The organism is Methylobacterium fujisawaense, from assembly GCF_039619325.1.
In the GTDB taxonomy this organism is placed as follows: Bacteria; Pseudomonadota; Alphaproteobacteria; order Rhizobiales; family Beijerinckiaceae; genus Methylobacterium; species Methylobacterium fujisawaense.
In genome coordinates this window covers 458,825-480,246 of sequence record NZ_CP155000.1, presented here as the reverse complement: position 1 = coordinate 480,246, position 21,422 = coordinate 458,825, and the positions used below count along the sequence as shown (strand labels likewise).

Annotated in this window: 17 protein-coding genes and 1 pseudogene; 7 read left to right on the top strand and 11 right to left on the bottom strand. The window is 74.0% G+C overall.

Going from position 1 to position 21,422, the window contains the following annotated elements; translation table 11 throughout:
- The first annotated feature begins 107 nt into the window (after positions 1–107).
- Positions 108–2,363 carry an SLC26A/SulP transporter family protein gene (locus tag ABC766_RS02340; protein WP_182592963.1) on the top strand — a complete coding sequence of 752 codons (2,256 nt, stop codon included), beginning with the start codon at positions 108–110 and terminating at the stop codon, positions 2,361–2,363.
- A gap of 34 nt (positions 2,364–2,397) precedes the next feature.
- Here ABC766_RS02340 and ABC766_RS02335 read toward each other — a convergent pair whose 3' ends face one another.
- Entirely contained in the window at positions 2,398–2,793 is a 396-nt protein-coding gene (locus tag ABC766_RS02335) for a DUF3307 domain-containing protein (protein WP_043357581.1), read from the bottom strand.
- A gap of 359 nt (positions 2,794–3,152) precedes the next feature.
- On the opposite strand from ABC766_RS02335, the pseudogene ABC766_RS02330 reads away from it, so the two are divergent.
- Positions 3,153–3,653, top strand: a pseudogene (locus ABC766_RS02330) (sigma factor); the annotation flags it as partial.
- A 24-nt stretch (positions 3,654–3,677) separates the two neighbouring features.
- Here ABC766_RS02330 and ABC766_RS02325 read toward each other — a convergent pair.
- The 3 genes from ABC766_RS02325 to ABC766_RS02315 are packed head-to-tail and all read right to left on the bottom strand — an operon-like array spanning position 3,678 to position 7,454.
- Entirely contained in the window at positions 3,678–5,090 is a 1,413-nt protein-coding gene (locus ABC766_RS02325) for an MATE family efflux transporter (protein ID WP_182592962.1), read from the bottom strand.
- Positions 5,087–6,418, bottom strand: a complete 1,332-nt coding sequence (locus ABC766_RS02320) for a lysine N(6)-hydroxylase/L-ornithine N(5)-oxygenase family protein (RefSeq protein WP_043354124.1) — start codon at positions 6,416–6,418, stop codon at positions 5,087–5,089. The genes ABC766_RS02325 and ABC766_RS02320 overlap by 4 nt, the downstream gene beginning before the upstream one ends.
- Before the next feature lie 31 nt (positions 6,419–6,449).
- Complete coding sequence (locus tag ABC766_RS02315) at positions 6,450–7,454, bottom strand: GNAT family N-acetyltransferase (RefSeq protein WP_244538854.1); 1,005 nt, start codon at positions 7,452–7,454, stop codon at positions 6,450–6,452.
- A gap of 185 nt (positions 7,455–7,639) precedes the next feature.
- Between ABC766_RS02315 and ABC766_RS02310 the strand changes: the two genes are divergently transcribed.
- Positions 7,640–10,588: an amino acid adenylation domain-containing protein gene (locus ABC766_RS02310; protein ID WP_345820977.1), complete on the top strand. Its 2,949-nt coding sequence runs from the start codon at positions 7,640–7,642 to the stop codon at positions 10,586–10,588.
- Positions 10,585–11,364, top strand: coding sequence for a GNAT family N-acetyltransferase (locus tag ABC766_RS02305; RefSeq protein WP_043382476.1), 780 nt, complete (start codon positions 10,585–10,587; stop codon positions 11,362–11,364). Before ABC766_RS02310 ends, ABC766_RS02305 begins: the two co-directional genes overlap by 4 nt.
- A gap of 11 nt (positions 11,365–11,375) precedes the next feature.
- Here ABC766_RS02305 and ABC766_RS02300 read toward each other — a convergent pair whose 3' ends face one another.
- On the bottom strand, positions 11,376–11,663 hold the full coding sequence (locus ABC766_RS02300; protein ID WP_342142928.1) for a hypothetical protein: 288 nt from the start codon (positions 11,661–11,663) through the stop codon (positions 11,376–11,378).
- A 26-nt stretch (positions 11,664–11,689) separates the two neighbouring features.
- Positions 11,690–12,466 (bottom strand): SGNH/GDSL hydrolase family protein, encoded by a 777-nt coding sequence (locus ABC766_RS02295; RefSeq protein ID WP_345820976.1) that lies wholly within the window; start codon positions 12,464–12,466, stop codon positions 11,690–11,692.
- Between the two features lie 395 nt (positions 12,467–12,861).
- Here ABC766_RS02295 and ABC766_RS02290 point away from each other — a divergent pair, with 395 nt between their 5' ends.
- The gene (locus ABC766_RS02290) at positions 12,862–13,626 is read left to right on the top strand and encodes a 3-hydroxyacyl-CoA dehydrogenase (RefSeq protein WP_236952901.1); all 765 of its coding nucleotides are present in this window, start codon (positions 12,862–12,864) and stop codon (positions 13,624–13,626) included.
- 4 nt (positions 13,627–13,630) lie between these two features.
- Here ABC766_RS02290 and ABC766_RS02285 read toward each other — a convergent pair whose 3' ends face one another.
- Positions 13,631–13,879 (bottom strand): hypothetical protein, encoded by a 249-nt coding sequence (locus tag ABC766_RS02285; RefSeq protein WP_043355542.1) that lies wholly within the window; start codon positions 13,877–13,879, stop codon positions 13,631–13,633.
- A gap of 210 nt (positions 13,880–14,089) precedes the next feature.
- On the opposite strand from ABC766_RS02285, the gene ABC766_RS02280 reads away from it, so the two are divergent.
- Together ABC766_RS02280 and ABC766_RS02275 are read left to right on the top strand one after the other, a co-directional pair.
- Complete coding sequence (locus tag ABC766_RS02280) at positions 14,090–14,659, top strand: PepSY domain-containing protein (RefSeq protein WP_043382364.1); 570 nt, start codon at positions 14,090–14,092, stop codon at positions 14,657–14,659.
- A gap of 238 nt (positions 14,660–14,897) precedes the next feature.
- Complete coding sequence (locus ABC766_RS02275) at positions 14,898–17,171, top strand: xanthine dehydrogenase family protein molybdopterin-binding subunit (RefSeq protein WP_345820975.1); 2,274 nt, start codon at positions 14,898–14,900, stop codon at positions 17,169–17,171.
- A gap of 214 nt (positions 17,172–17,385) precedes the next feature.
- Here ABC766_RS02275 and ABC766_RS02270 read toward each other — a convergent pair whose 3' ends face one another.
- From ABC766_RS02270 to ABC766_RS02255, 4 genes are read right to left on the bottom strand one after another with little or no spacing between them, the layout of a single operon-like run.
- On the bottom strand, positions 17,386–18,495 hold the full coding sequence (locus ABC766_RS02270) for an aldo/keto reductase (protein WP_345820974.1): 1,110 nt from the start codon (positions 18,493–18,495) through the stop codon (positions 17,386–17,388).
- A 55-nt stretch (positions 18,496–18,550) separates the two neighbouring features.
- Positions 18,551–19,231, bottom strand: a complete 681-nt coding sequence (gene larB / locus ABC766_RS02265) for a nickel pincer cofactor biosynthesis protein LarB (RefSeq protein ID WP_043756527.1) — start codon at positions 19,229–19,231, stop codon at positions 18,551–18,553.
- Positions 19,228–20,049, bottom strand: coding sequence for an adenine nucleotide alpha hydrolase (locus tag ABC766_RS02260; protein WP_345820973.1), 822 nt, complete (start codon positions 20,047–20,049; stop codon positions 19,228–19,230). Before ABC766_RS02260 ends, larB begins: the two co-directional genes overlap by 4 nt.
- Positions 20,046–21,353, bottom strand: a complete 1,308-nt coding sequence (locus ABC766_RS02255) for a LarC family nickel insertion protein (RefSeq protein WP_427902280.1) — start codon at positions 21,351–21,353, stop codon at positions 20,046–20,048. The genes ABC766_RS02260 and ABC766_RS02255 overlap by 4 nt, the downstream gene beginning before the upstream one ends.
- Between the last annotated feature and the right edge of the window lie 69 nt (positions 21,354–21,422).

The window sequence follows — 21,422 nt, the reverse complement described above, 5'->3', positions numbered from 1 at the left end:
CGCGCGGCCGAACTCCGAGTCCTGCGGCTCTGAGATGATCGGCCCGCGCGACTATCGGGAACCTGTCTCGGCAGTCCCGGAGACTGCACGATGTGGAGGCCGTGCCGATGACGACACCCGACCTGACGTCCGCCGGAACCGCCTCCCGGGCCGGCGGCCGCGAGGGGCTGCTGCGCGGTGCACGCATCGGCGCCGCCGCGGCGGTGACCGTGATGGTGCTGCTGCTCGATCTCATCAGCTACTCCCAGCTCATCTTCGCGGGGCCGCTGGCGGAGAGCCGCGCCGCCGGCCTGTCGGGCCTGCTCGCGGCCTACGTGCTGGGCAGCCTCGTCTTCATCGCGCTCCGCCGGACCGCGCGGATCTCGCTCTCCTTCATCGGCGCGGCCGCGATCGTGCAGGCGGCGATCGCCGCGGGCGTCGCCGGGCAGCTGGAAGCGGCGGGCGTGACCGATCCGGAGACGGTGGGCCAGCTCGTCCTCGTCGCCTGCGGCGTCTCGACCTTCGCCACCGGATTGGTCTTCGCGCTGCTCGGCACCCTGCGGGCCTCCCTGCTGGTGCAGCTCCTGCCCTATCCGGTGCTCGCCGGTTTCCTCGGCGGCGTCGGGCTGCTGTTCCTGCGCAGCGGCGTGCAGATCGGCGGCCATGTCGACGATCCGCTGGCGGCCCTGCTCCGCACCGTCGACCCGGCGGCCCTCGATCCGGGCCGGATCGATGCCGGAGCGCTGGCGCGCATCGCCCTGACCCTCGGCATCGGCTTCTGCGCCTTCTACCTGCCCCGGATCGTCCGGCACTGGGGGACCTATCCCACGGTCATCCTGTCGAGTCTCGCCGTGGTCCATCTCGGACTGGCCTGGACCGGCACCAGCGTCGCCGCCGGGCAGGCCGCGGGATGGCTGATCGAGCCGCTGCCGGCGGGATCGCTGCTGCGGCCGCCCGCTATCGGCAGCCTCATGGCCTTCGACCCGCACCTGCTCCTGCCGATCTGGCCCAAGATCGCCACCCTGGTCGTCGTGGCGGTGATCATCCAGATCCTCTACGTGGTGAGCGTCGAGCTGGAGATCCGGCGCGACCTCGACATCGACCGGATGTTCGTGGCCTCCGGCGCCACCAACATGGTCGGAAGCCTGTTCGGCAGCTCCGCGATGGGCTTCGGCCGGACCTCGACGCTCCTGCTGCACAACATCGGCGGCGGCCACTGGCTCGGCTGGTGGCTGACGCTGGCCGTCATGGCGGCGCTGCTCATCGTCGGCGCGAGCCCCCTGGCGCTTCTGCCCCGCCCGCTGGCCGGCGGCGCCCTGATCGCCATCGGCATCGGGCTGCTGTTCAACCTGAACATCGCCTGCCGGACCCTTCCGGGCTGGGAGATCGCCATCGCGCTGGTCGTGTGCGCCGCCACGGCGTTCTTCGGGGCCACCACGGGCTTCCTGGTCGGCGTCCTGCTGGCGATCCTGATCTTCGGGGTCCAGTACGGGCAGATCGGCGCGATCCGCCGGTCGCTCTCCGGGGCGGAGCGGCGCAGCAGCGTCATCCGCGGTCCCGACGCCGCGGCGCGTCTGCAGGAAGCCGGCGGCCGCACGCGGATCTACACCCTGCAGGGCTACCTGTTCTTCCTCAACGCCCAGGCGATCTACCGGCGCGCCGGCGCGGAGGCCGGGGATCTGCGCGTCCTGATCCTGGATTTCCGCGAGACGGTCGGGCTCGACAGCTCGGCGCTCATCGCGTTCCGCAAGGTCGGCCAGCTCGCCGAGCAGCGGGGCTTCGACGTGCTGCTGGTCCATCTCGATCCGGCCGCACGCCTGCAGATCGCCCGCAACGGCCTCACCGCGGACCCGCATATCCGGATCCGCGACACCCTGGACGAGGCCCTGCGCGAAGCCGAGGCCACCCTCCTGGCGGAGGCCGGGGGGGCCGGCCCGGGGGAGGTCGCCGTCTTCGCCCGGCACATGGCCGATCGGCTGGGCAGCACGTTCGGGCCGGACGACTTCGCACCGTATCTGACGGTCCGCGACCTGACGGCCGGCGCGACGCTGATGCGCCAGGGTGAGGCGGCCGACGCCCTCTACTTCCTGGAGCAGGGCGTCGTCTCCATCGAGATGGAGGTTCCCGGCCGCGGAAACCTGCGCCTGCGCACCACCACCGCGGGCACGGTGATCGGCGAGATCGCGCTGGTCCAGGGCGGCCGGCGCACCGCCACCGCCATCGCCGAGAGCCCCTGCCGGGTGGTCGGCATCGACCGCGCCGGCCTCGCCCGCATGGAGCGGGAGCGCCCCGATCTGGCGCTCACCTTCCAGCGCTTCCTGATGCTGGAACTCGCCGGCAAGGTCTCCGACACGAACCGGCTGCTCGAGGCGGAGATGCTGTGACGCGCCCGGCGGCGCCCGCCCTCCGCACCGCGGATCAGGCCGCCGCCAGCATCACGGCGAACCCGAGATGGGTCACCTGATGCAGGAACTGGTCGATGCCGACCAGCCACCAGAACCGGGCATCCGTGGCGGGCAGGCGCGTCCGCTGGGCGACCAGCGCCTTGCCGCGGTCGATCGCCGTGTGGATCGCGAAGTCCGCCAGCGCCAGCCACCACAGGGCCGGCTTCACCGCGAGGGCGATCAGCAGCGTGCCGAGGCCGTGCAGGCCGGTATGGGCGCAGAGCGGGACGAGCCACGCGGACGGCCGTTGCTTGCCTTCAGCCATCCAGTTGGTCTGGAACAGGAAATCCGCCGCGAGGTGCTTCACGGCGAACGCGAGGACCAGCAGCGCGAAGGCACCCACCGGGACGAGCGTATCGACGGACGGCATCGCGGCCCCGGCTCTCCCGACGCGATCCTGCGGGAAGGGTTCGGATGCGCATCCCGCGCTCCGAATCGACAGGCCGCCAGCATACACGCGCCGACCGGCCCTGGCGCGGACGGAAATCCGATCCCACGGCCGCTCCGGCACCGGACGCCAGACACCAGACGCCGGACCGCAGGATTCAAGACCCAGAAAGTCGTCACGCCCTTCTTCGCACCCGAAAACCAGATCTTTTCGATAATCACTGCGAAAACATCCCGAACAGCGAATATTTTAATCATTCTAATTCACGAAGATAGACATTGTTGTCCAAATCGACCGCATGATAGCTGTCCCGGCTGCGTGAGCTACGCAGGCGGGACAATGTGAGCGGGATCGTGGCGGCCCGGAATTACGACGCTGGCCTCTCCGGCCAGAGGATCACGGCGGCTCCCGTGCCCGGCCCCGGCCGGCAGCCGCCCGGCGGATCCTGGAACCTCGCGGCGTTCGAGCGCCATCGCGCCGCCTATCTGGCGAGCGCGCGCCGCATCCTCGGCTGCCCGGCCCAGGCCGAGGACGTTGTGCAGGACGTGCTGCTCCGGCTCATCGCGGATCCGCCTGAGGCCGCGGATGCGGTCCAGGCCGCCTATGTCGGGCGGATGGTTCGCAACCTCGCCCTCGACCGGGCTCGGCGGCAGGGCTTCGAGCGGCGCCTGTTCACCGGCCTCGATGCCGCCCCGGATCCGGCCGACCCGGGGATCGGAACCCCCGAGGCGGCCGCGGCGTCGCGCGAATCCCTGCGGCAGGTGGAGGCCGCGGTGGCCGAGCTGCCGGAGCCGGTGCGGACCGCCTTCCAGCTCCACCGGGTCGAGGGCGTTCCGCAGATCGAGATCGCGGCCCGGCTCGGGGTCTCACGTGCCCTGGTGTGCGGCCTCGTGCGCCGCGGCCACCTGCACTGTCTCGCGGCCCTCGACCGGCGCTGCGCCGCCTGTCCGGCGCGCGCCGACGCACCACGCGAGCATCAGCGCCAAGCCGATCCCGTCGGCCAGGAACTCGGCCGCGACCCGGCTGGCGAGCACCCCCGTATAGCCGAGGAGCGGCGGCAGGATCAGGAGCGGCGGGATCAGCGCCAACCCCTGCGCCGCCAGCGACACGGCGGCGGCCCGGCGCGGCGCGCCGATCGCCTGGAACAGGGTCGCGGCCGTGAGCTGTAGGCCCACCGGCATGAAGGCCACGGCGAAGATCGCGGTGGCGCGCGCACCCTCCCGGGCGGTCCCCGGATCCTGCGCGAACAGGCCCGCGAGGGGCTCGGCCAGCACGATCATCAGGCCGCCCACGATGGCTCCATAGGCGAGGGCGGCGGTGAGCACGAAGACGAGGGCGCGGTGCAGGCGATCCCGGCGGCCGCCACCGGCGGCGTGGCCGAGGACGGCCTGGGCGCCCGCCATCGTCCCCAGGAGCGGCAGCGCCGCCACCAGGGTCAGCCGCAGGGCGATGCCCTGCGCGGCGACGGCGGCGTCGCCATAGGGGGCGGCCGCCTCCACGAACAGCGCCATCGCGAAGGCCGCGAGGAGGCTGGAGCCGGTGGCCGGCACGGCGAGGGTCAGGGCCTCGGCGAGAGCCGCCCGCCCGACCCGGCTGCCGGGCCACCGGACGCTGATGCGGTCCGGCCCCCGCGCCCGGGCGAAATGCAGGCCGTAAGCGGCCGCCCCCGCGAGTTGCGCGCCGATCGCCGCCCAGCCGGCTCCCGCCGTGCCGAGACCGCAGACCCGGATCAGCACCCCGTCGAGCAGGATGTTGAGGCCGAAGCTGCCGACCATGACGGCGCCGCTGAGGCGCGCATGGCCCTGGGCGCGCACGATGAAGCCGCCGACGATCATCACCAGCATCAGCGCCGTGCCGACCGTGGCGAGCGCCGTGTAGGGCGCGGCCTCCGCGGCGAGGGCGGCATCGGCGCCGAGGAGGCGCAGCCAGAACGGCGTGTCGGCGACGATCGCGGCCGTGACGGCGAGCCCGGCCGGCAGGCTCAGCCAGAAGCCGAGGCCGGCAGAGGCCGCGGCGCGGTCGTCGTCCCCCGCCCCGAGGGCGCGGGAGACCTGCGAGGCCGCCGCGATCCCCGCCCCGTAGCCGAGCGCCGCGACCAGCAGCGTGACCGGATACGCGATGGCGATGGTGGCGATCGCGGCCGCGCCGAGATCGGCCACGAACCACGCATTGACCAGCATCTGCAGCGCGTGGGCCGAGATGCCGAGGATCGCCGGCCCCGACAACCGCAGGACGAGGGCGACGACCCGGTCCTGGTCGAGATCGACCGGCCGCCTCACGGGGCCGCCGCAGCCGACCGGATGGCCGCCCGGGCGGCGCGTTCCTCTTCGAGGATCGTCTGCGCGATGGCGCCGGCCCGCACGGGCAGGATCGACAGCAACGTCTCGGTCAGACCGTGCGTCGGCTCGCTGAAGCCCTGGAGGTGCAGGCTCACCCGGGGCTCGGCGCGCTCCAGCGGCAGGCGGTAGTGCCGGTCCGCGGTCTCGCCGGCCATGAACGGGCGCACGGGATCGAGGATCGCCGGCACCGCGGCGCGCTGGTAGCCGGTGGCGCAGATCACCGCCGCGTAGCTCTGCCGCTCCTCGGTGCCGGCGACGTCGTCGCGCAGGGTCGCGCGCAAGCCCTCCGATGCCGCCTCCAGCGCCACCACCCGGGTGCTCCGCCGCAGCCGGTAGCGGGTCACGCCGCTCACCGTCTGCTCGTAGAGCGTGGCGTAGAAGTCCTGGATCAGGTCGGCGTCGACCACCGCGTAGTTGGTGGCGCGGTGGGCGGCGATCAGCTCGGCCCGGACCGGCGCGGGGGCGCCGTGAATCCGGTCGACGGCCGCAGGGTCGAAGATCTCGTTGACGAAGGGACTGTCGTCGGCGGGCTTCAGGGCGGGCCCGCGGATCGCGAGGTCGACGAGCGCCCGCGGGTAGCGTGCGCCGAGATCGGTGACGATCTCCACGGCGCTCTGGCCGCCGCCCACCACCAGGATGCGGGGCTCCGGCCCGTCCAGGCGCGGCGCCCCGAGGGCCTGCGCGATCCCCGGCAGGTACCAGGAGGAGTGGATCAGCCGCCGGTCCTGCGCGTGGGCCGCGAAGGGGGCGGGGATCGCCGGGTCGCCGCCCGCGGCCACGACGAGGTGACGGCAGCGGCGCAGGCGGCGCGTCCCGGCGCCGTCCCGGGCCTCGACCACGAAGGCGGCGAGCCGGCCGTCGCGGATCTCCGGCCGCACGGCCTCCACGGTCTCGCCATACGCGACCACGTCCGAGAAATGGTCCGCCGCCCAGGCCAGGTAGTCGTTGTACTCGACCCGGGACGGGTTGAACGTCTTGAGGTTGAGGAAGGTGCTGAGCCGCCCCTTCACGTGCAGGTAGTTGAGGAAGCTGAACGGGCTCGTCGGATCGCGCAGGGACACGAGGTCCTTCACGAAGCTGATCTGCATGTCGGCGCCGGGCAGCATCATCGCCCGGTGCCAGCCGAACCGATCCTGCCGCTCGATGAACCGCAGGGACGTCCGCGGCGGCCCGTCGCCCATCGCGTCCCGCAGGGCGATGGCCAGGGACAGGTTGGCCGGGCCGAAGCCGATGCCGATGATGTCGTCGGTCGCGGGGTGATCCGTCATCGCTCGCATCTCTGTTCGCTCGGGGGGCGGTCTAGGCCGGCACGGCGGGGGGCCGCGGCGCGGCGTCGGCGGCGGCCGCGCCCGGCACCCAGAGCCGGTCGCGGACGAAATGCTCGCGCGACAGGGCGACCAGGGCCGCCCGCTTGTGGGGGAAGTCGACGGTGGCGATCGTCGCGAAGCCGGAGGCGTGAAGATTCCGGATCTGCTGGGCGTGATCGGCCCGGGGCTCGCCGACGATCCGCTGCGTGCGCGGCTCGTCGAGGAGCAGGTAATGCATCAGCGACGGCAGCCACGCCGAGAGAACGGGCCGCCCGCGGACGGCTTCGTCGCCGATCGCCACGTGCCAGCCGCGGTCGTAGGGCCCGGCTTCGTAGAGCGGCCCGAGGCGGCTCTCCCGCGCCCAGTACAGCTCGAAATAGCCGAACGGCTTCCCGTCGAGGCAGCCGAACAGCGGCAGGGTCGCGGGATCGGACTGGAGCTTGGCGATGTAGGCGGCATGCGCCGCGAGGGTGCCGGTCTCCTGCCAGATCGCGGCGACCCGGGGATCGTTCATCCAGGCGGAGAACAGGGCGACGTCGCCGGGCTCCGTCATCGTGCGGAAGCTCACGGTGCGGCCGAGCCAGGGGATCGCCCGCGCGTAGACCGTGCCGGCGGGCGTCCCGGGCCGCAGCGGGTGGCGGCGCCCGTCCGTGGCGGTGAACAGCTCGGGGAACGGCGGCCGGACCGCGGGAAGCCAGCGGGCGGCGCATTGCCAGAGAAGCCCCGGCAGGATCTCGACCCCGTCGCCGCTGCGCCGGGCCGCGCCGAGGTCGAGCAGCCGCCCGGTCGTCGCCGGATCGGCCGTCACGGCGATGCGCAGGACCCGCGTGTCCTCGGCGGTCAGCGCCTCGGCGCGCGCCAGGATCGCATCCACGGCGGCCGCCGGCTCGACCGAACCGGCGAGGCGGATCACCGGCACCTCCCGGGTCCCCTCCAGGGTCAGCGGCACCCGCGCGTCGGCGTGCGCCGTGTCGTCGTGCATCCCGTCCCTGGACATGCTGGGCCTCGAAGCGTCCGTCATCCGTCCTCCGCGTGTCGCCGGCACCTCCCTGACGGATGGGGCCGCCCGGCGTTCAGACCTTTCGTGCGGGCGCGGCCCGGAGGCCCCGGGGCGCCGCCGTGAACGGCCCCCCGCCTCAACCGTCAGTTCATCGAGGCCAGGAGCGGCGCAGGAGCGGGCGGATGGACAGGCAGACCGGCCAGGCGGCGATGGCGGACGAGGCGGCGATCGCGGACACGGGCGCGGACACGACCGCGGACGCGGCCGGGGATTGGACCCTGGCACCGGTGGTGGTGGCCTTCGACCGGGCCGGGCACGGCGCCTTCTGGCCGGCCGGCCGGGCGCTGCCCGCCGGCTGGAGCCGGGCATACGGCCCCTGCGGGATCGCGGCGGCGCGGGACTGGATCGCCGATCCGGCGCACGCGCCCGAAGCCGCCCCCCTGTCGGAGCCAGCCCCCGACGCCGACCGCGAGAGCGTCCCGGCCCGGCTCGCCCGCCTCGCCGCGGCCGAGCCCGGGCGGCCGGCGGTGGTGTTCGGGAACCGGACGCTCACCCGGGGCGAGCTCGACACCCGGGCCTGCGCCCTCGCGGCCGGGCTCGCGGCCCGCGGGATCGGGCGCGGGGACCGCGTCGCGGTGGCGCTGGAGCGGTCGCCGGAGATGATCGTGGCGCTGCTCGGGGTTCTGCGGGCCGGCGCGGCCTTCCTGCCCCTCGATCCGGCATACCCCGCCGCCCGGGTGCAGCTGATGCTGGCGGATGCCGGCATCGCGCATTGCGTCACGACGCCGGCGATCGCCGCGCGCCTGGAGCTTCCGGCGGGCCTCGCCCGGCTCGATCCCGCCGCCCTGGAAGCCGACCGAGCCGCCGCCGTCCCGTCGATGCCGGAGCCGGGGGATGCCGCCTACCTGATCTACACGTCGGGCTCCACCGGCATGCCGAAGGGCGTGCTCGTGGAACACGGCCCGCTCGCCATGCACTGCCGGACCACGGCCGCGGCCTACGCGATGGACGCGGAGTCGCGCGAGCTCCATGTCCTGTCCTTCGCGTTCGACGGCGCCCACGAGCGCTGGATGACGCCCCTCGTGGCCGGCGGCTGCATCGTGCTGCGCGGCCCCGACCTCTGGACCGCCGCCGAGACCCTGGCGCAGATCCGCCGGCACCGGGTGACCCATGCGGGCTTCCCCACGAGCTTCATCGGCCAGCTCGCCGACTGGGCCGAGCGCCTGGGCGAGGCCCCTTCGGTCCAGGTCTACTCCTTCGGCGGGGAGGGGATGCCCCGGGAGACCTTCGCGCGGCTCGGACGCGCCCTGAAGCCCCGGCTGCTGATCAACGGCTACGGCCCGACCGAATGCGTGATCTCGCCGCTGATCTGGGCGGTGCCGCCGGACGCGACCTTCGACGAGCCCTACGCGCCGATCGGCGGCCCGGTGGGCGCGCGGGCGGCCTACGTGCTGGGGCCCGATCTCGAACCCGTGGGCGCGGGGGAAACCGGCGAGCTCTACATCGGCGGCGGCCTCGCCCGGGGCTATTGGGCGCGTCCGGCGCTCACCGCCGAGCGGTTCCTGCCGGACCCCTACGCCGCGGGCGGCGGCCGGATGTACCGAACCGGCGACCGCGTGCGGCGCCGCCCCGACGGCAGCCTCGCCTTCGCCGGACGGGCGGACGATCAGGTCAAGATCCGCGGCCACCGGATCGAGATCGGCGAGGTCGAGGCGGCCCTGCGGGGGCTGCCGGGCGTCGCGGAGGCCGTGGTCCTGCGCCGGGAGGGCCCGGCCGGCGCCTATCTCGCGGGCTACGTCGTGCCGTCACGCGGGCGCCGCCCGGAGCCCGGCCGCCTGCGCGCCGGCCTGGCCCGCACCCTGCCGGAGCCCATGGTGCCGGCGAGCCTGACCCTCCTCGACCGGCTTCCGGTGACCGCCAACGGCAAGCTCGACCGCCACGCCCTGCCGGACCCCGCCGCCGACGACCGGCGCGGGCGGCCCCCCGGCACCGCCACGGAGCGGCGGCTCGCCGGGATCTGGTCCGAGGTCCTGGGCTTTCCGGTCCGGGTGGCGGACCGGCGCTTCTTCGAACTCGGCGGCGATTCCCTGTCGGCCCTGCGGCTGGTGGCGCGCCTGCGCCTCATCGCGCCCCGGGGCGGGATCGGCGTGGCGGACCTCCTGCGCGATCCCACCATCGCGGAGCTGGCGGCGCGGATCGATGCCGGATCGGAGGCCGCCGACGAGGGCCTCGCCCCCACGGTCCGGCTGTCCGCCGGGCAGCCGGAGAGCGACCGGCCGGTGCTGGTGCTGTTCCCGGGACTCCTGGTGAGCACCCGGGAATACGAGCCCCTGGTGGCCCATCTCGGTCCCGGGCAGGAGGCGCACGGCTTCCTGTGCGCCTCCCTGGTGGAGGCGGTCCGGCCGCTGCCGGCGGTGGCCGACCTCGCCGACGCCTATGCCGAGCGGGTGCGCGGCCTGATGCGCGGCCGCGCCGGCACGTGCGTCTTCCTGGGCTGGTCCTGGGGCGGAGTGCTGGCCTACGAGACCGCCCGCCGGCTCGGCCCCGGCGTCCCCCTGGCGTGCGTCGGCATGCTCGATGCCTGCGGCCTGGAGGCCAATTTCGCCCCCGGCGCCGGCCGGCCGATCGCGCCCGAGGAGCGGGCGGCCCACGAATCGCTGGTCGGCGCCTGGCTCGAGCGCTCGCCGATGCGTGCGCATTGGGCGGCCCTGCGCGCCCGCATGGACCCGGAGGCCGACCTGCAGTTCCTGCGCTTCCTGGCCGCCGAGCCGCAGCCCCTGCCGACCGACGGACCCGAGGTCGGAAGCCGGGAGCGGATGCTCTGGACGCTGGTCGACCATGCCATTCAGTTCCGCGGCCTCCGGCTGGAACCCGCCGCGGTGCCGGTCCACAGCTTCGTGGCGGCGGAGTCCCTGACCCGCGGCCTGCCGGTGATCGACTGGTCCGCGCTCACCAGCCGGCTTCTCGCGGTGGAGACCGTACCGGAAACCGATCATCTCGACATCGTCCTGTCGCCGTATCTCCACGACCGGATCGCCGCGCTGATGGCGCCCGGTGCCGGGGCATGGGGCCGGGCCGCGCGGACCGTCGCCGGGACTGCCGCCGGAGCCGCCGCCGGGACCGCCGCATGACTCCGCGGGACCCCGATCTGACCTTCGAGGCCCTGCGCGACGCCCATGTGGCCGCGCTCACCGGCTCCCTGATCGACGGCGTCGAGCACGGCCCCGGGGGGGCGGGTTACGTCTGGTCGCGGAGCATTCCGGACCCGACCCTGAACTTCGCCTTCGGGGTGCATCGGCCCGACCAGTTCGCCTGGGCGGGGGCCGCGGCCCTCGGGCGTGCCCGGGCGCCGGCCTTCCTGGCCCGGGACGACGCGGAGGTGGCGCTGCTGCGCGATCTGTTCGAGCCGGCGGCGCTCTACCCGGCGAGCTGGATGGTGGCGTGGCCGCGGCCGTCGTCGTCCGCGGCGGGTGGCGCGATCACCGTGCAGGCGGCGCCCGCGCCGGGGCCGGATTTCGAGCGGGTCTTCGCTCACCTGTCCGACGACCCGGGCGTGCGGACGCATCTGCGCCGCTTCTATATCCCGGCCCTGCGCGCGGCCCGGAGCAGGACCGGACTCGCGCCGTTGCACCTCGTCCTGCGCGACGCCACCGGTCCGGCGGCCTGCGCGAGCCTTTACCTGCGCGGCGACAGGGCGGGGCTGTACAATGTCAGCACGCGGGCCGACCGGCAGCGTCGCGGCCTGGGCACCGCCGTGACCGTCGCGGCCCTGCGCGAGGCGCGGGCCCGCGGGGCCACCCAGGTCTTCCTGCAATGCCCGGCCGGCGGCGCGGTCGAGGCGCTCTACGTCCGGGCGGGCTTCCGGACGGTCTGCGCGCCCACCCTGCTGTGCACGAGCCCGCCTTGATGGGGATCCGTTCAGAACGGCTCCGCGCCATACCCGTCGGGCGTGAGGCTGAAGACGAACCCGATCTCCGCCTCCGCGTCGCCCAGGACCAGCGCGCTGACCGGCCCGGTGACGACCTTGCCCTCGCCCTCCGCCCAGGCGTCGTACCGTCCGCGGGACTCGAGGGCCGCCAGCGCCGCGAGGGTGCGCCGCGCCGCCCGGGGCTGCCGGACGCCGTTCTCGTCGAGCCAAGCCGCCGCGTCGGCGGGCCAGACCCGGCGCGGCAGGGACGGCCTGTCGCCGCGCGAGGGCGGGCGCATGGCCGCGACCCGGAGCGCGCGGATCCTCACGGCCGGCCGACCCAGGCCGCACGCAGGACCCGCAGGGGCGCCGTCGCGGCAGGCGCGGTCGCGACGGGCGTCGGGCGGGGCCCGGGACAGGGCACATCCGGGCGGAGCGGCCGCCCGGCCGGATGGACCATGCCCGCCACCGCGCGGGAGAGCGCCGCGGCCAGGGGCGCGTAATCGGCCAGATGCACGCCGTCCCGGTGAAGACCGGGGCCGGCGAGCCCCCCGGTGCCGGCGCGCCACGCCGCGAACGGGTCGAAGAAGGTGTGGCCCCCCTCGGCACACAGCCTCGCCAAGCGGTCCGAAAAGACCGCGACGGCTGCGGGATCCCGGCCGGTCGCCCCGATTCCGACCGGCGGTACGGCGGCGACGAACACCTGTGCCGACCACGCCTCCAGACTGCGCAGGATGCGCCGGACATCGGCCTCGAACCGGTCGACCACGCGGACCCGCTCGGGATGCCGCCAGCGCTGGAGGTCGTTGGTGCCGATGATCAGCACCGCGGCCGCGCAGCGGGTCGGAACGCGCAGCTCCGCGAGATGGCGGCCGCAATCGGCCGCGGTGCTGCCGCCGACGGCGATGTTGATGCAGGCCCGGCCGCCGAGATCCGGCGTTCCGACGAACTCCGCGTGGGAGTTGCCGGCCAGCAGCACGCTGTCCGGCGCGGCCGCCCGCAGGGCCGCGCGGATGCCGGGACGCCGGTCGGCGAACCGGCGCCCGACGATCCGCCCATGTCGCCAGTGCCGGGCGGCGGTCTCGATCCAGGGGACGTCCATGACTGTCCTGATCAGGCGTGAGGGCTCGGCCGCTCCCGGATGGCCGGGACCGGAGAATGACGGGTGCGGTCCGCGACAGAACCGTCACGACCGCACGACTCGGCCGCACCATGACTTGGCCGCACCATGACTTGGCCGTTCCCTGACATGGACACGGCATGACTTGGCGACCGGGCACCGAAGCGCGGGAAACACGGGGACATCCGATCCGCGACCGCAGATCGTCTTCGCATGTTGTATGTGGGAAAATTTCACACGTCAATCGCCCAGCGGAACGGATCGGTCCCGGATCCGAACGGGGACGACTTCCGGCCGCTGCGGCGCCGCGCTAGGTCGGTGGCCGCGGGGCGCCGTCGGTCGCCCGGAACCGTCGGGGGGCCAGGATGGCCAGCGAGATGATCAGGGATCGGGTCTTCATCGTCACGGGCGCGGGCTCCGGCCTCGGGGAGGCGACGGCGCGGGGCCTCGCGGCGGCGGGGGCCCGGGTGGTCGTGGCCGACATCGCCCGGGAGGCCGGCGCCCGGGTGGCGGCGGATCTCGGGACGCAGGCGCGCTTCGTCGAGACGGACGTCACCCGCGAGGCCGATGGCGCGGCGGCGGTCCGGACGGCGCTGGACGCGTTCGGGCACCTCCACGGGCTCGTGAACTGCGCCGGCATCGCGCCGGGGGAGAAGGTGGTCGGCCGCGACGGGCCGCACCGGCTCGAGACCTTCGCGCGGGCGGTCTCGGTCAACCTCGTCGGCACCTTCAACATGATCCGGCTGGCGGCCGACGCCATCGCCCGGGAGGCGCCGGACGCGGCGGGCGCCCGGGGCGTGATCGTCAACACCGCCTCGATCGCGGCCTTCGACGGCCAGATCGGGCAGGCCGCCTACGCGGCGTCGAAGGGCGGCGTGGTCGCCATGACGCTGCCCCTTGCCCGGGAACTCGCCCGGCACGGCATCCGGGTGGTGACCATCGCGCCGGGCATCTTCGAGACCCCGATGATGGCGGGGCTGCCCCAGGACGTGCAGGACACCCTCGGCCAGAGCGTGCCCTTCCCGCCGCGCCTCGGCCGCCCGTCGGAATACGCGGACCTCGTCCGCCACATCTGCGAGAACCCGATGCTGAACGGCGAGACGATCCGCCTCGACGGGGCGCTGCGGATGCCGCCGCGCTGACGGCTCAGCCGATCGACACGCTGGTCAGAACCGCGGCGGCCCGGCGGACCTCGGCGGCGATCATCTCCTCGCTCGGACCGTCGATCGGCATATCCGACAGGATCGCCGCCACGTCGCGCTTCACGTCCTCGCGGATCTCCGGGTTCTCCTCGGAGAGCCGCCCGATCAGGACGCCGAGCACGATCTCCAGGGCGGACAGCTTGGCGTGCAGGCGCGTGAAATCGTCCAGCGGCTCGGGCTCGTGCGCGGTCATGGCCTGCTCCATCCGTGAGGGCTCCGCCGTCGCCGAGGGGCACGCCGGATCGTCAGCGTCTCATACAGGGGCCCCGGCCGCCCGTCTCGCGGGGCGCCCGGCCGCGCTCCGGGGCGACGGCGGCAGAATTTTTTCCGGGCGCGGGCAACCGGATTTCCGGACCCGACGTTTCACGCTCCCGTGAACGAGCCCGCAAAGGGACTACCCGCCATGATCACCCGCCTCACCGCTGCCGCCGGCCTGCTCGCCCTCTCCGCCAGCTTCGCCGTGGCCCAGACCCCCACCGCGACCCCCGCCGAACCCGCCACCAAGGCCGACAGCAACCTGAAGGAGTGGCAGGTCGCCAAGGTCGCCAAGGTCGGCCTCGCCCAGGCGCTCGCCACCGCCGAGTCGCAGGGCGACGAGAAGGGCGGCCGCGCCATCGACGCCGACTTCGAGAAGGCCGACAGCAAGGATCCGGCCCACTACGCGATCAAGGTCGTCTACCCGAGCGGCAAGCTGGTCGAATACGGCATCAACGCCGATACCGGCGCCCTCTACAAGACCGAGAACCAGCCGATCGAGCGCTACTTCACCCGGCTGAAGGCCTCCGACTTCCAGAACGCCAAGACCTCGCTGAAGGACGCGCTGGCCATCGCCGAGCAGAAGGCCGGCGGCGGCAAGGCCTACGAGGCCGAGGTCGAGAAGGACGGCTCCGCGGTCCAGTACGAGATCAAGGTCGCCGGCGCCGACAAGGAGCAGGAGATCAAGGTCGGGCCGGACGGCAAGGTCCTGAACTGAGGCGCCGGGCTGCGGCGCAGGCCGCCGCAGCCCGCCCCGTCCTCGCGCGGGACGCGCGCAATCCGGGGGACGCCCGGCCGATCCAGGCCGCGCTGCCCCGAAGCGCTCCGCTCGCGAGGACGGCTCGGCCGGAGCGGCCGCTGCAACCTGTCGCCCCGCGGCAAGCGGACCCGAACCGCCGTCTCGTCCATTCCCTTCGTCAGCGGCGGCCGGAGCGGCCGCGGACGGGAAGGGCAGGATGGACGCACGCGCGCTGGACGAGGGTCATCTCGGACGGGCCCATACCCGGGTCGAGGGTCCCGACAAGGTCACGGGCCGGGCCCTCTACAGCTCCGACCGCGTCGGCCCGGAGACCGCCACGGCCCACGCCGCCCTGGTAACCAGCACCATCGCCCGGGGCCGCATCACCGGCTTCGACCTCGAAGCCGCCGGGCGGGTGCCGGGTCTCCTGGGGATCTTCACCCACCGGGATTTCGCGGGCGCGGTGGCGCCGGTGAAGCACCTGATGGCCGGCGGCTTCGCCAACAGCTCGCACCGCCCCCTCGACTCCGACGCGATCGCCTATGCCGGCCAGATCGTGGCGCTGGTCGTGGCGGAGACGCAGGAAGCGGCCGCGGCGGCGGCGGGCGCGGTCCGGGTCGCCTACGCGGCCGAGCCCGCCGCCGGCGGCTTCGATGCGCCCGGCGCCGAGACCGTGCGGTTGGCCGACCTGAAGCCCCATCACGAGGACATCGCCCGCGGTGATGCCGAAGCCGCCCTGCATACGGCAGCCGTCCGGATCGAGGCGCGCTACGAGACCCCGGTCCAGCACCACAACCCGATCGAGCTGTTCACCACCCGGGCCGCCTGGGACGGCGACAGACTGACGGTGCACGAGCCGACCCGCTACGTCGGCGCGGTCCAGCACGGACTCGCCGCGCAACTGGGCCTCGATCCCGCGCAGGTGCGGGTGGTGGCAGGCCTGATCGGCGGCCATTTCGGCTCGAAATTCGCGCTGTCGCAGCACACGGCGCTCGTCGCCCTGGCAGCCAAGCGCCTCGGCCGGCCGGTTTCCCTGGTCCCGAGCCGGCGGCAATGCTTCACCATCGCCAATTACCGGCCGGAATCCCGCCACCGCATCCGGCTCGGCGCCGACCGGACGGGCCGCTTGACCGCCCTGGTCCACGAAGCCGACACCGTGACCTCGCGCTTCGATCCCTTCGTCATGGAGGGCGCGGAGGTGACCGCGAGCCTCTACGCCTGCCCGAACATCCGGACCGAGGAGCGGGCCGTGCGGGTCGACCGCAACACGCCGGGGCCGATGCGGGCGCCCCCGGAGGTCCCGTTCCTGTTCGCCCTGGAGAGCGCCGTCGACGAGATGGCGGCGGCGCTCGGCATGGACCCGATCGAGTTGCGCCGGCTCAACGACACGGCGGTGGATCCGGTCAGCGGAAAGCCGTTCTCGACCCGGCCGCTGATGGCCTGCTTCGATGCAGGCGCCAAGGCCTTCGGCTGGTCGCGCCGGGTGCCGCGTCCGGGTTCGATGCGCGATGGTCCCTGGCGGGTGGGTCTCGGCTGCGCTACCTCGGTGCGGCCGGTGAAGATCGCCGCCGCGACGATGCGGGTCCGGCTGGGCCCGGACGGGTCCGCGGAGGTGGCCTGCGCGCATCACGAGATCGGCAACGGCATCACCACGCTGCTCGCCATGGGCGCGGCGGACGGGCTCGGGGTGCCGGTTGAGCGGGTGACGGTCCGGCTCGGCGACACGGACCTGCCGGCGGCGGGTATCTCGGGCGGATCGAGCACGACCACCAGCCTGATGAACGCCCTGGCATTGGGCTGCGGGCAGATCCGCGAGACCCTCGCGCAGGCCGCGACCGGGCAGGGCGGCCGCCTCGCCGGCCATGATCCGGGGACGCTGCACCTCGCGGACGGGCGGCTCGTGGCCCCGGACGGGGCCGGGATCGCGCTGGCCGAGGCGGTCGGACCGGCGGGCGTGGAGACCGTCGCGGCGTTCGTGCCCGAAGGCGGCGACCGCGAGACGGCGCTCGCGGGCCTGCGGCAGGGCCATATCGGGCTCAGCCTGGGCGGGGGCGGGAAAGCCGTCTCCTGGGGCTTCGGCGCGCAGTTCGCGGAGATCCACGTCCATGCCGAGACCGGGGAGATCCGGGCGGCCCGGCTCACCGGCGCCTTCGCGGCGGGGCGCATCCTCAACCCGCTGACCGCGCGGAGCCAGCTCACGGGCGGGATGATCTGGGGCCTCGGCTCGGCGCTCTTGGAGGAGACGGTGGTCGACGGGGCCGCCTACCGCAACCCGGATCTCGCCGAGTACATGGTCCCCACGGCGGCCGACGCGCCGGAGGTCGAGGCGCTGCTGGTACCCGATCCCGACGACCGGGTGGACGCGCTGGGCCTGAAGGGTCTGGGCGAACTCGGCATCATCGGGGTGAACGCCGCCATCGCCAACGCCGTCCACCACGCCACCGGCCGCCGCATCCGCAGCCTGCCGATCCGGCTGGAGGACGTGGCGTAACGCCGGCCGCTTCTCCCTCCCCCCTCTGCGGGGGAGGGTGGCCCCTGCGTCAGCGGGGGTCGGGAGAGGGGAGCGACGTTTCCGGACGAGGCGCCGCCTTCATGCCGGGCACAGGCCCGTTCTGCACCGTCGCGCCGCCCCTCTCCCGACCCCCTTCGGAGGCCACCCTCCCTCGCAGAGGGGGGAGGGAGGGCGCGCCATTCTGCGACCCGCTCTACTCCATCGTCGGCGCGAGCTTCTTCACGCTTGCCACGTCCTCGCCCAGCCATGCCGCGTTCTTGGCGGTGCCGTCGAAGGTCGCGCTCGTCTTGAACAGCTCGTACTTGCCCTCCAGCGCGTAGGGCTTCGACCGCGACAGCAGCTCGGCCACCGCCGCCTTGTCCATCGGCTTGAAGGTCTTCACCGCCTCGAAGGCCTGGTCGAGGTCGCGCTGGTTCTGGATGCCGGTGATCACCACCGAGACCGGCAGGTTCAGCGAGAAGTGCAGGTACTCGATCGGCTTGATCGGCGCGTCCGCCTTCAGGATCACCCCGTCGCCAAAAGTCTTCATGGCGAGCGGCGCGATGCCGTTCTGCACGAGATAGGGCAGGACGAGGTGGCTGAACGAGCGGAAATGCGCGTCCATCACGTTGACGGGCATCTGCACGGAATCGAAGTGGAAGCCGCGCTCGGCGGCGACCTCCAGCATCTGCAGGTGGATGCGCGGGTCCTTGTGGCCGGTGAAGCCGATGTAGCGCAGCTTGCCGGCCTTCTTGGCCTCCAGGAAGCCTTCCATCGCCCCGCCCTCGGCGAAGACCCGATCCGGGTCGTCGAAGCGCAGGATCTCGTGGTGCTGGACGAGGTCGATCCGGTCGGTGCGCAGGCGCAGGAGCGACTGGTCGATCTGCTTGATCGCCTCCTCCTTGGTCCGCCCGTCCATCTTGGACATCAGGAAGACCTTGTCGCGATAGCCGCCCTGGGCGAGGGCCGCGCCCATGCGCAGCTCCGAGCGCCCGTCGTTGTAGTCCCAGCAATTGTCCATGAAGGTGATGCCGCGGTCGATCCCGGCATGGATCAGCCGCGTCGCCTCGTCGTCGGTCACGGCCTTCTTGCCGAGGTGGAACCCGCCCATGCCGATCGCCGAGATCTTTTCCGACGTCTTCCCGAACGTCCGGTAGAGCATCTCGCCCCGGCGCTCGCCGGGATCGGTGACGAAGGGCAGGTCCGCCGGGTCCTGCGGGTGGTTGCCCGGGAGCACGGGGGCGTTCACGGCCGCACCTGCGCTGCCGGCGCCAGCCAAGCCCGCGCCGAGCACGGCGCCCTGTAGGAAGCTGCGGCGTTCCATCGGCTGTCTCCGTTCGTGAGTGTCCGGGTGAGGAGAGGTAATGCGTCGGGCCGGCTCATCGTTCGGTCTCCGCGGCGAGGCGTCCTGCCGCGTGGAGCAGGCGCAGGGCGGCGCAGGCGGCGCCGTAGCCGTTGTCGATGTTGACCACCGTGATGCCGGGGGCGCAGCTCGCCAGCACCGCGTCGAGGGCGGCGCGGCCGCCCGCGGCGACGCCGTAGCCCACGGAGGTCGGGACCGCGATCACCGCGCCGGCCACGAGGCCGCCGACGACGCTGGGCAGCGCCGCATCCATGCCGGCGGCGACGATCACCACCGGATGCGCGCGGATCTCCTCGATCCGCGTGGTCAGCCGCCACAGGCCGGCGACGCCGACATCGGCGAAGAGCGCGGCGGCCCGGCCGGCATAGGCCAGCACCCGCAGGGCCTCGCGGGCGACGGGGACGTCCGAGGTGCCGGCCGCCACCACGGCGACCCGGGCCGGGCCCGTGATCCGGGGCGCCTCGCCGAACACCGCCGTGCGCGAGACCGGGCAATAGTCGAGGCGGGCCGCCGCATCGAGCCGGTCGCGCTTCTCCGGATCGAGGCGGGTGAGGAGGAGCGAGGCGCCCCGGGCGCGGGCGGCCTCCAGGATCGCGTCGATCTGCTCAGGGCTCTTGCCGGCGCAGAAGATCGCCTCCTCCAGCCCGATCCGCTCCGACCGGGCGAAGTCGAGGGTGAATTCTTCCGCGACGCTCACGAACGGGCCTCCCCCTGCTGCACCAGGAAGGCGCTGCCGACCCGGTAGGGCGCGAACCGGACCGGGCCGGCGAGACGCGCCGGCGCGATCTCCCGGATCCCGGCCCCGAGTTCGGCGCGGCTGTCCGCGTCGAGGGCCGCCAGGCTCCCGGGATCGAGTTCCACCACCACGCCCTCGGCGCGCACCCGGCAGCGGACCGCCCGCTTGGCGCCGGTCCCCGCAGCGAGGGCGCCCCCCACCAGCCGCTCGACGGCGTGGATGAAGCCCAGCGTCTCCGGCTCGATCGGGATGCCGGTCTCGACCCGGCTCGACAGGCACGGGGCCGCCGGCAGCTCCGCCACGGCGCCGAGGCCGAGGTCGCGGGCGAGCGCCCGCACGGAAGCCTTGTCGAACCCCGCCTCCACGTAGGGGTGGCGCACGCCGTGCTCCCGGGCGGCGTCGAGGCCGGGGCGGTACTCGCCGAGGTCGTCGCGGTTGGCGCCCGAGAGGATCTGCCGGTCGGTCACCCGCCGGACCGCCCCGTACAGGTTGGTCTTGCAGAAGAAGCAGCGGTTGACCGGGTTGGCCCGGTAGGCCGGGTCGGCGAACTCGCCGGCCTCGATCACCCGAAGGGACCAGCCCTCGCGGGCGCCCTCGGCGCGGACCCGCGCGGTCGCCTCCTCCGGCACGGCCGGCGAGACCGCGTGCACCACGAGGGTCGTGCCCGGCGCCAGCCGGTGGGCGAGGGTGGCGAGGGTCAGGCTGTCGACCCCGCCGCTCACCGCCACGGCGACGGGGCCGAGTCCCGCCAGGACGGCTTCGAGTTTCTGGCGCGTCACCGCTCCTCCTCCGGCACAGTCAGGGCGAGGCGCTCGGCCTCGCGGCGCAAGCGCGCCCGTGCGGCGTGACCCGCGTGGTCGCGGGCATCGTCGGCCTCGGCCTTGGCGGTGCGCCCGCCGGGGCGGTCCACGACCTTCACCCGGACGGGTCGGCCCGCATGATCCACCGTGCGGGCCTCGCGGTCGAGCACCGCCCCCTCGACCCGATGGTAGCGCAGGCCGATCGTGGTGGTCTCCCGGAAGCAGGCCGCGATCGCCGCCTCCAGGCTCTCCGGGCGGACCAGAACCTGGATCCGGGCCATCATCCGGCCCTTCTTGCCGAGGACCGGCGCCTGCACGACGTCCAGGATTCCGGGCTCACCCCGCAGCCGGTCGAGGCCCATGGCGAGATCCTCGCCGGACTGGTCGTCGATCTCGAAGGCGATCACCGCAAGGTCCCGCCGGCCGGGACGGGCGGCCGCCTCATCCAGCACCAGGACGCGCAGGCAGTTGCTCAGGCCCGGCAGGACCTTGGTGCCGAACCCGATGCCGGTGCGCCCGAGAATGCCCCGCGGACGGCCCCGCCCGGGGTCTTCGCCGCAGAGATGGCGCAGGATCGCCGCGCCGGTGGGGGTGACGCGCTCGCCGGGCACGCCGTCGTCGAGGGTCGAAAAGCCCTCGAGGAGCAGCGTCGTGGCGGGGGCCGGGACGGGGAGGGGACCGTGCTGGGTCCGCACCCGGCCGGAGCCCAGCGGCAGGGCCGAAACGCTCCAGCTCCGCACCCCCAGCGCGGCGATCAGGTGGGCGGCGGCGACGATGTCGGCGATGGAATCGAAGGCGCCGACCTCGTGGAACGCCACCGCCTCGACCGCGATGCCGTGGACCCGGGCCTCGGCCGCGGCGAGGTGGCCGAAGATGGCGAGGGCCTGCGCCCGGACCGCCGGCGCGAGATCCGCCGCCTCCAGCGCGGCGCGGATCTCCGACCAGGGCCGGTGTCCGTGACCGTGGCCGTGGCCGTGGCCGTCATCATGGGCGTGATCGTGGGCGTGATCGTGGGCGTGATCGTGGGGATGCGGATGGTCGTGGCGTGCCGGGTGGTCGTGTCGGTGCGGCGCGGGTCCGGGCTCCACCCCGGGGGCCGAAACGGCGAAGCGCGCGCCGCTGAGGATCCCGTCATTGTGCGCCCGGACCGCGCAGGCGATGCGCCCGTCGACCGCCCGGATGCTGGCGGAGACGCCGGCCTGATGCTCGGGGAAGGCGTCCAGCAGGGCGGCGGCGAACATGTCGCCGGCCACGCCGCCGAGCGCGTCGAGGTGGATGTGCATCGTGTGTCGCGCGGGCCCGTGCCGGGAGGGAGGTCCGCCTCAGATCGGCCGCGGCGGTTCCGCGGCAAG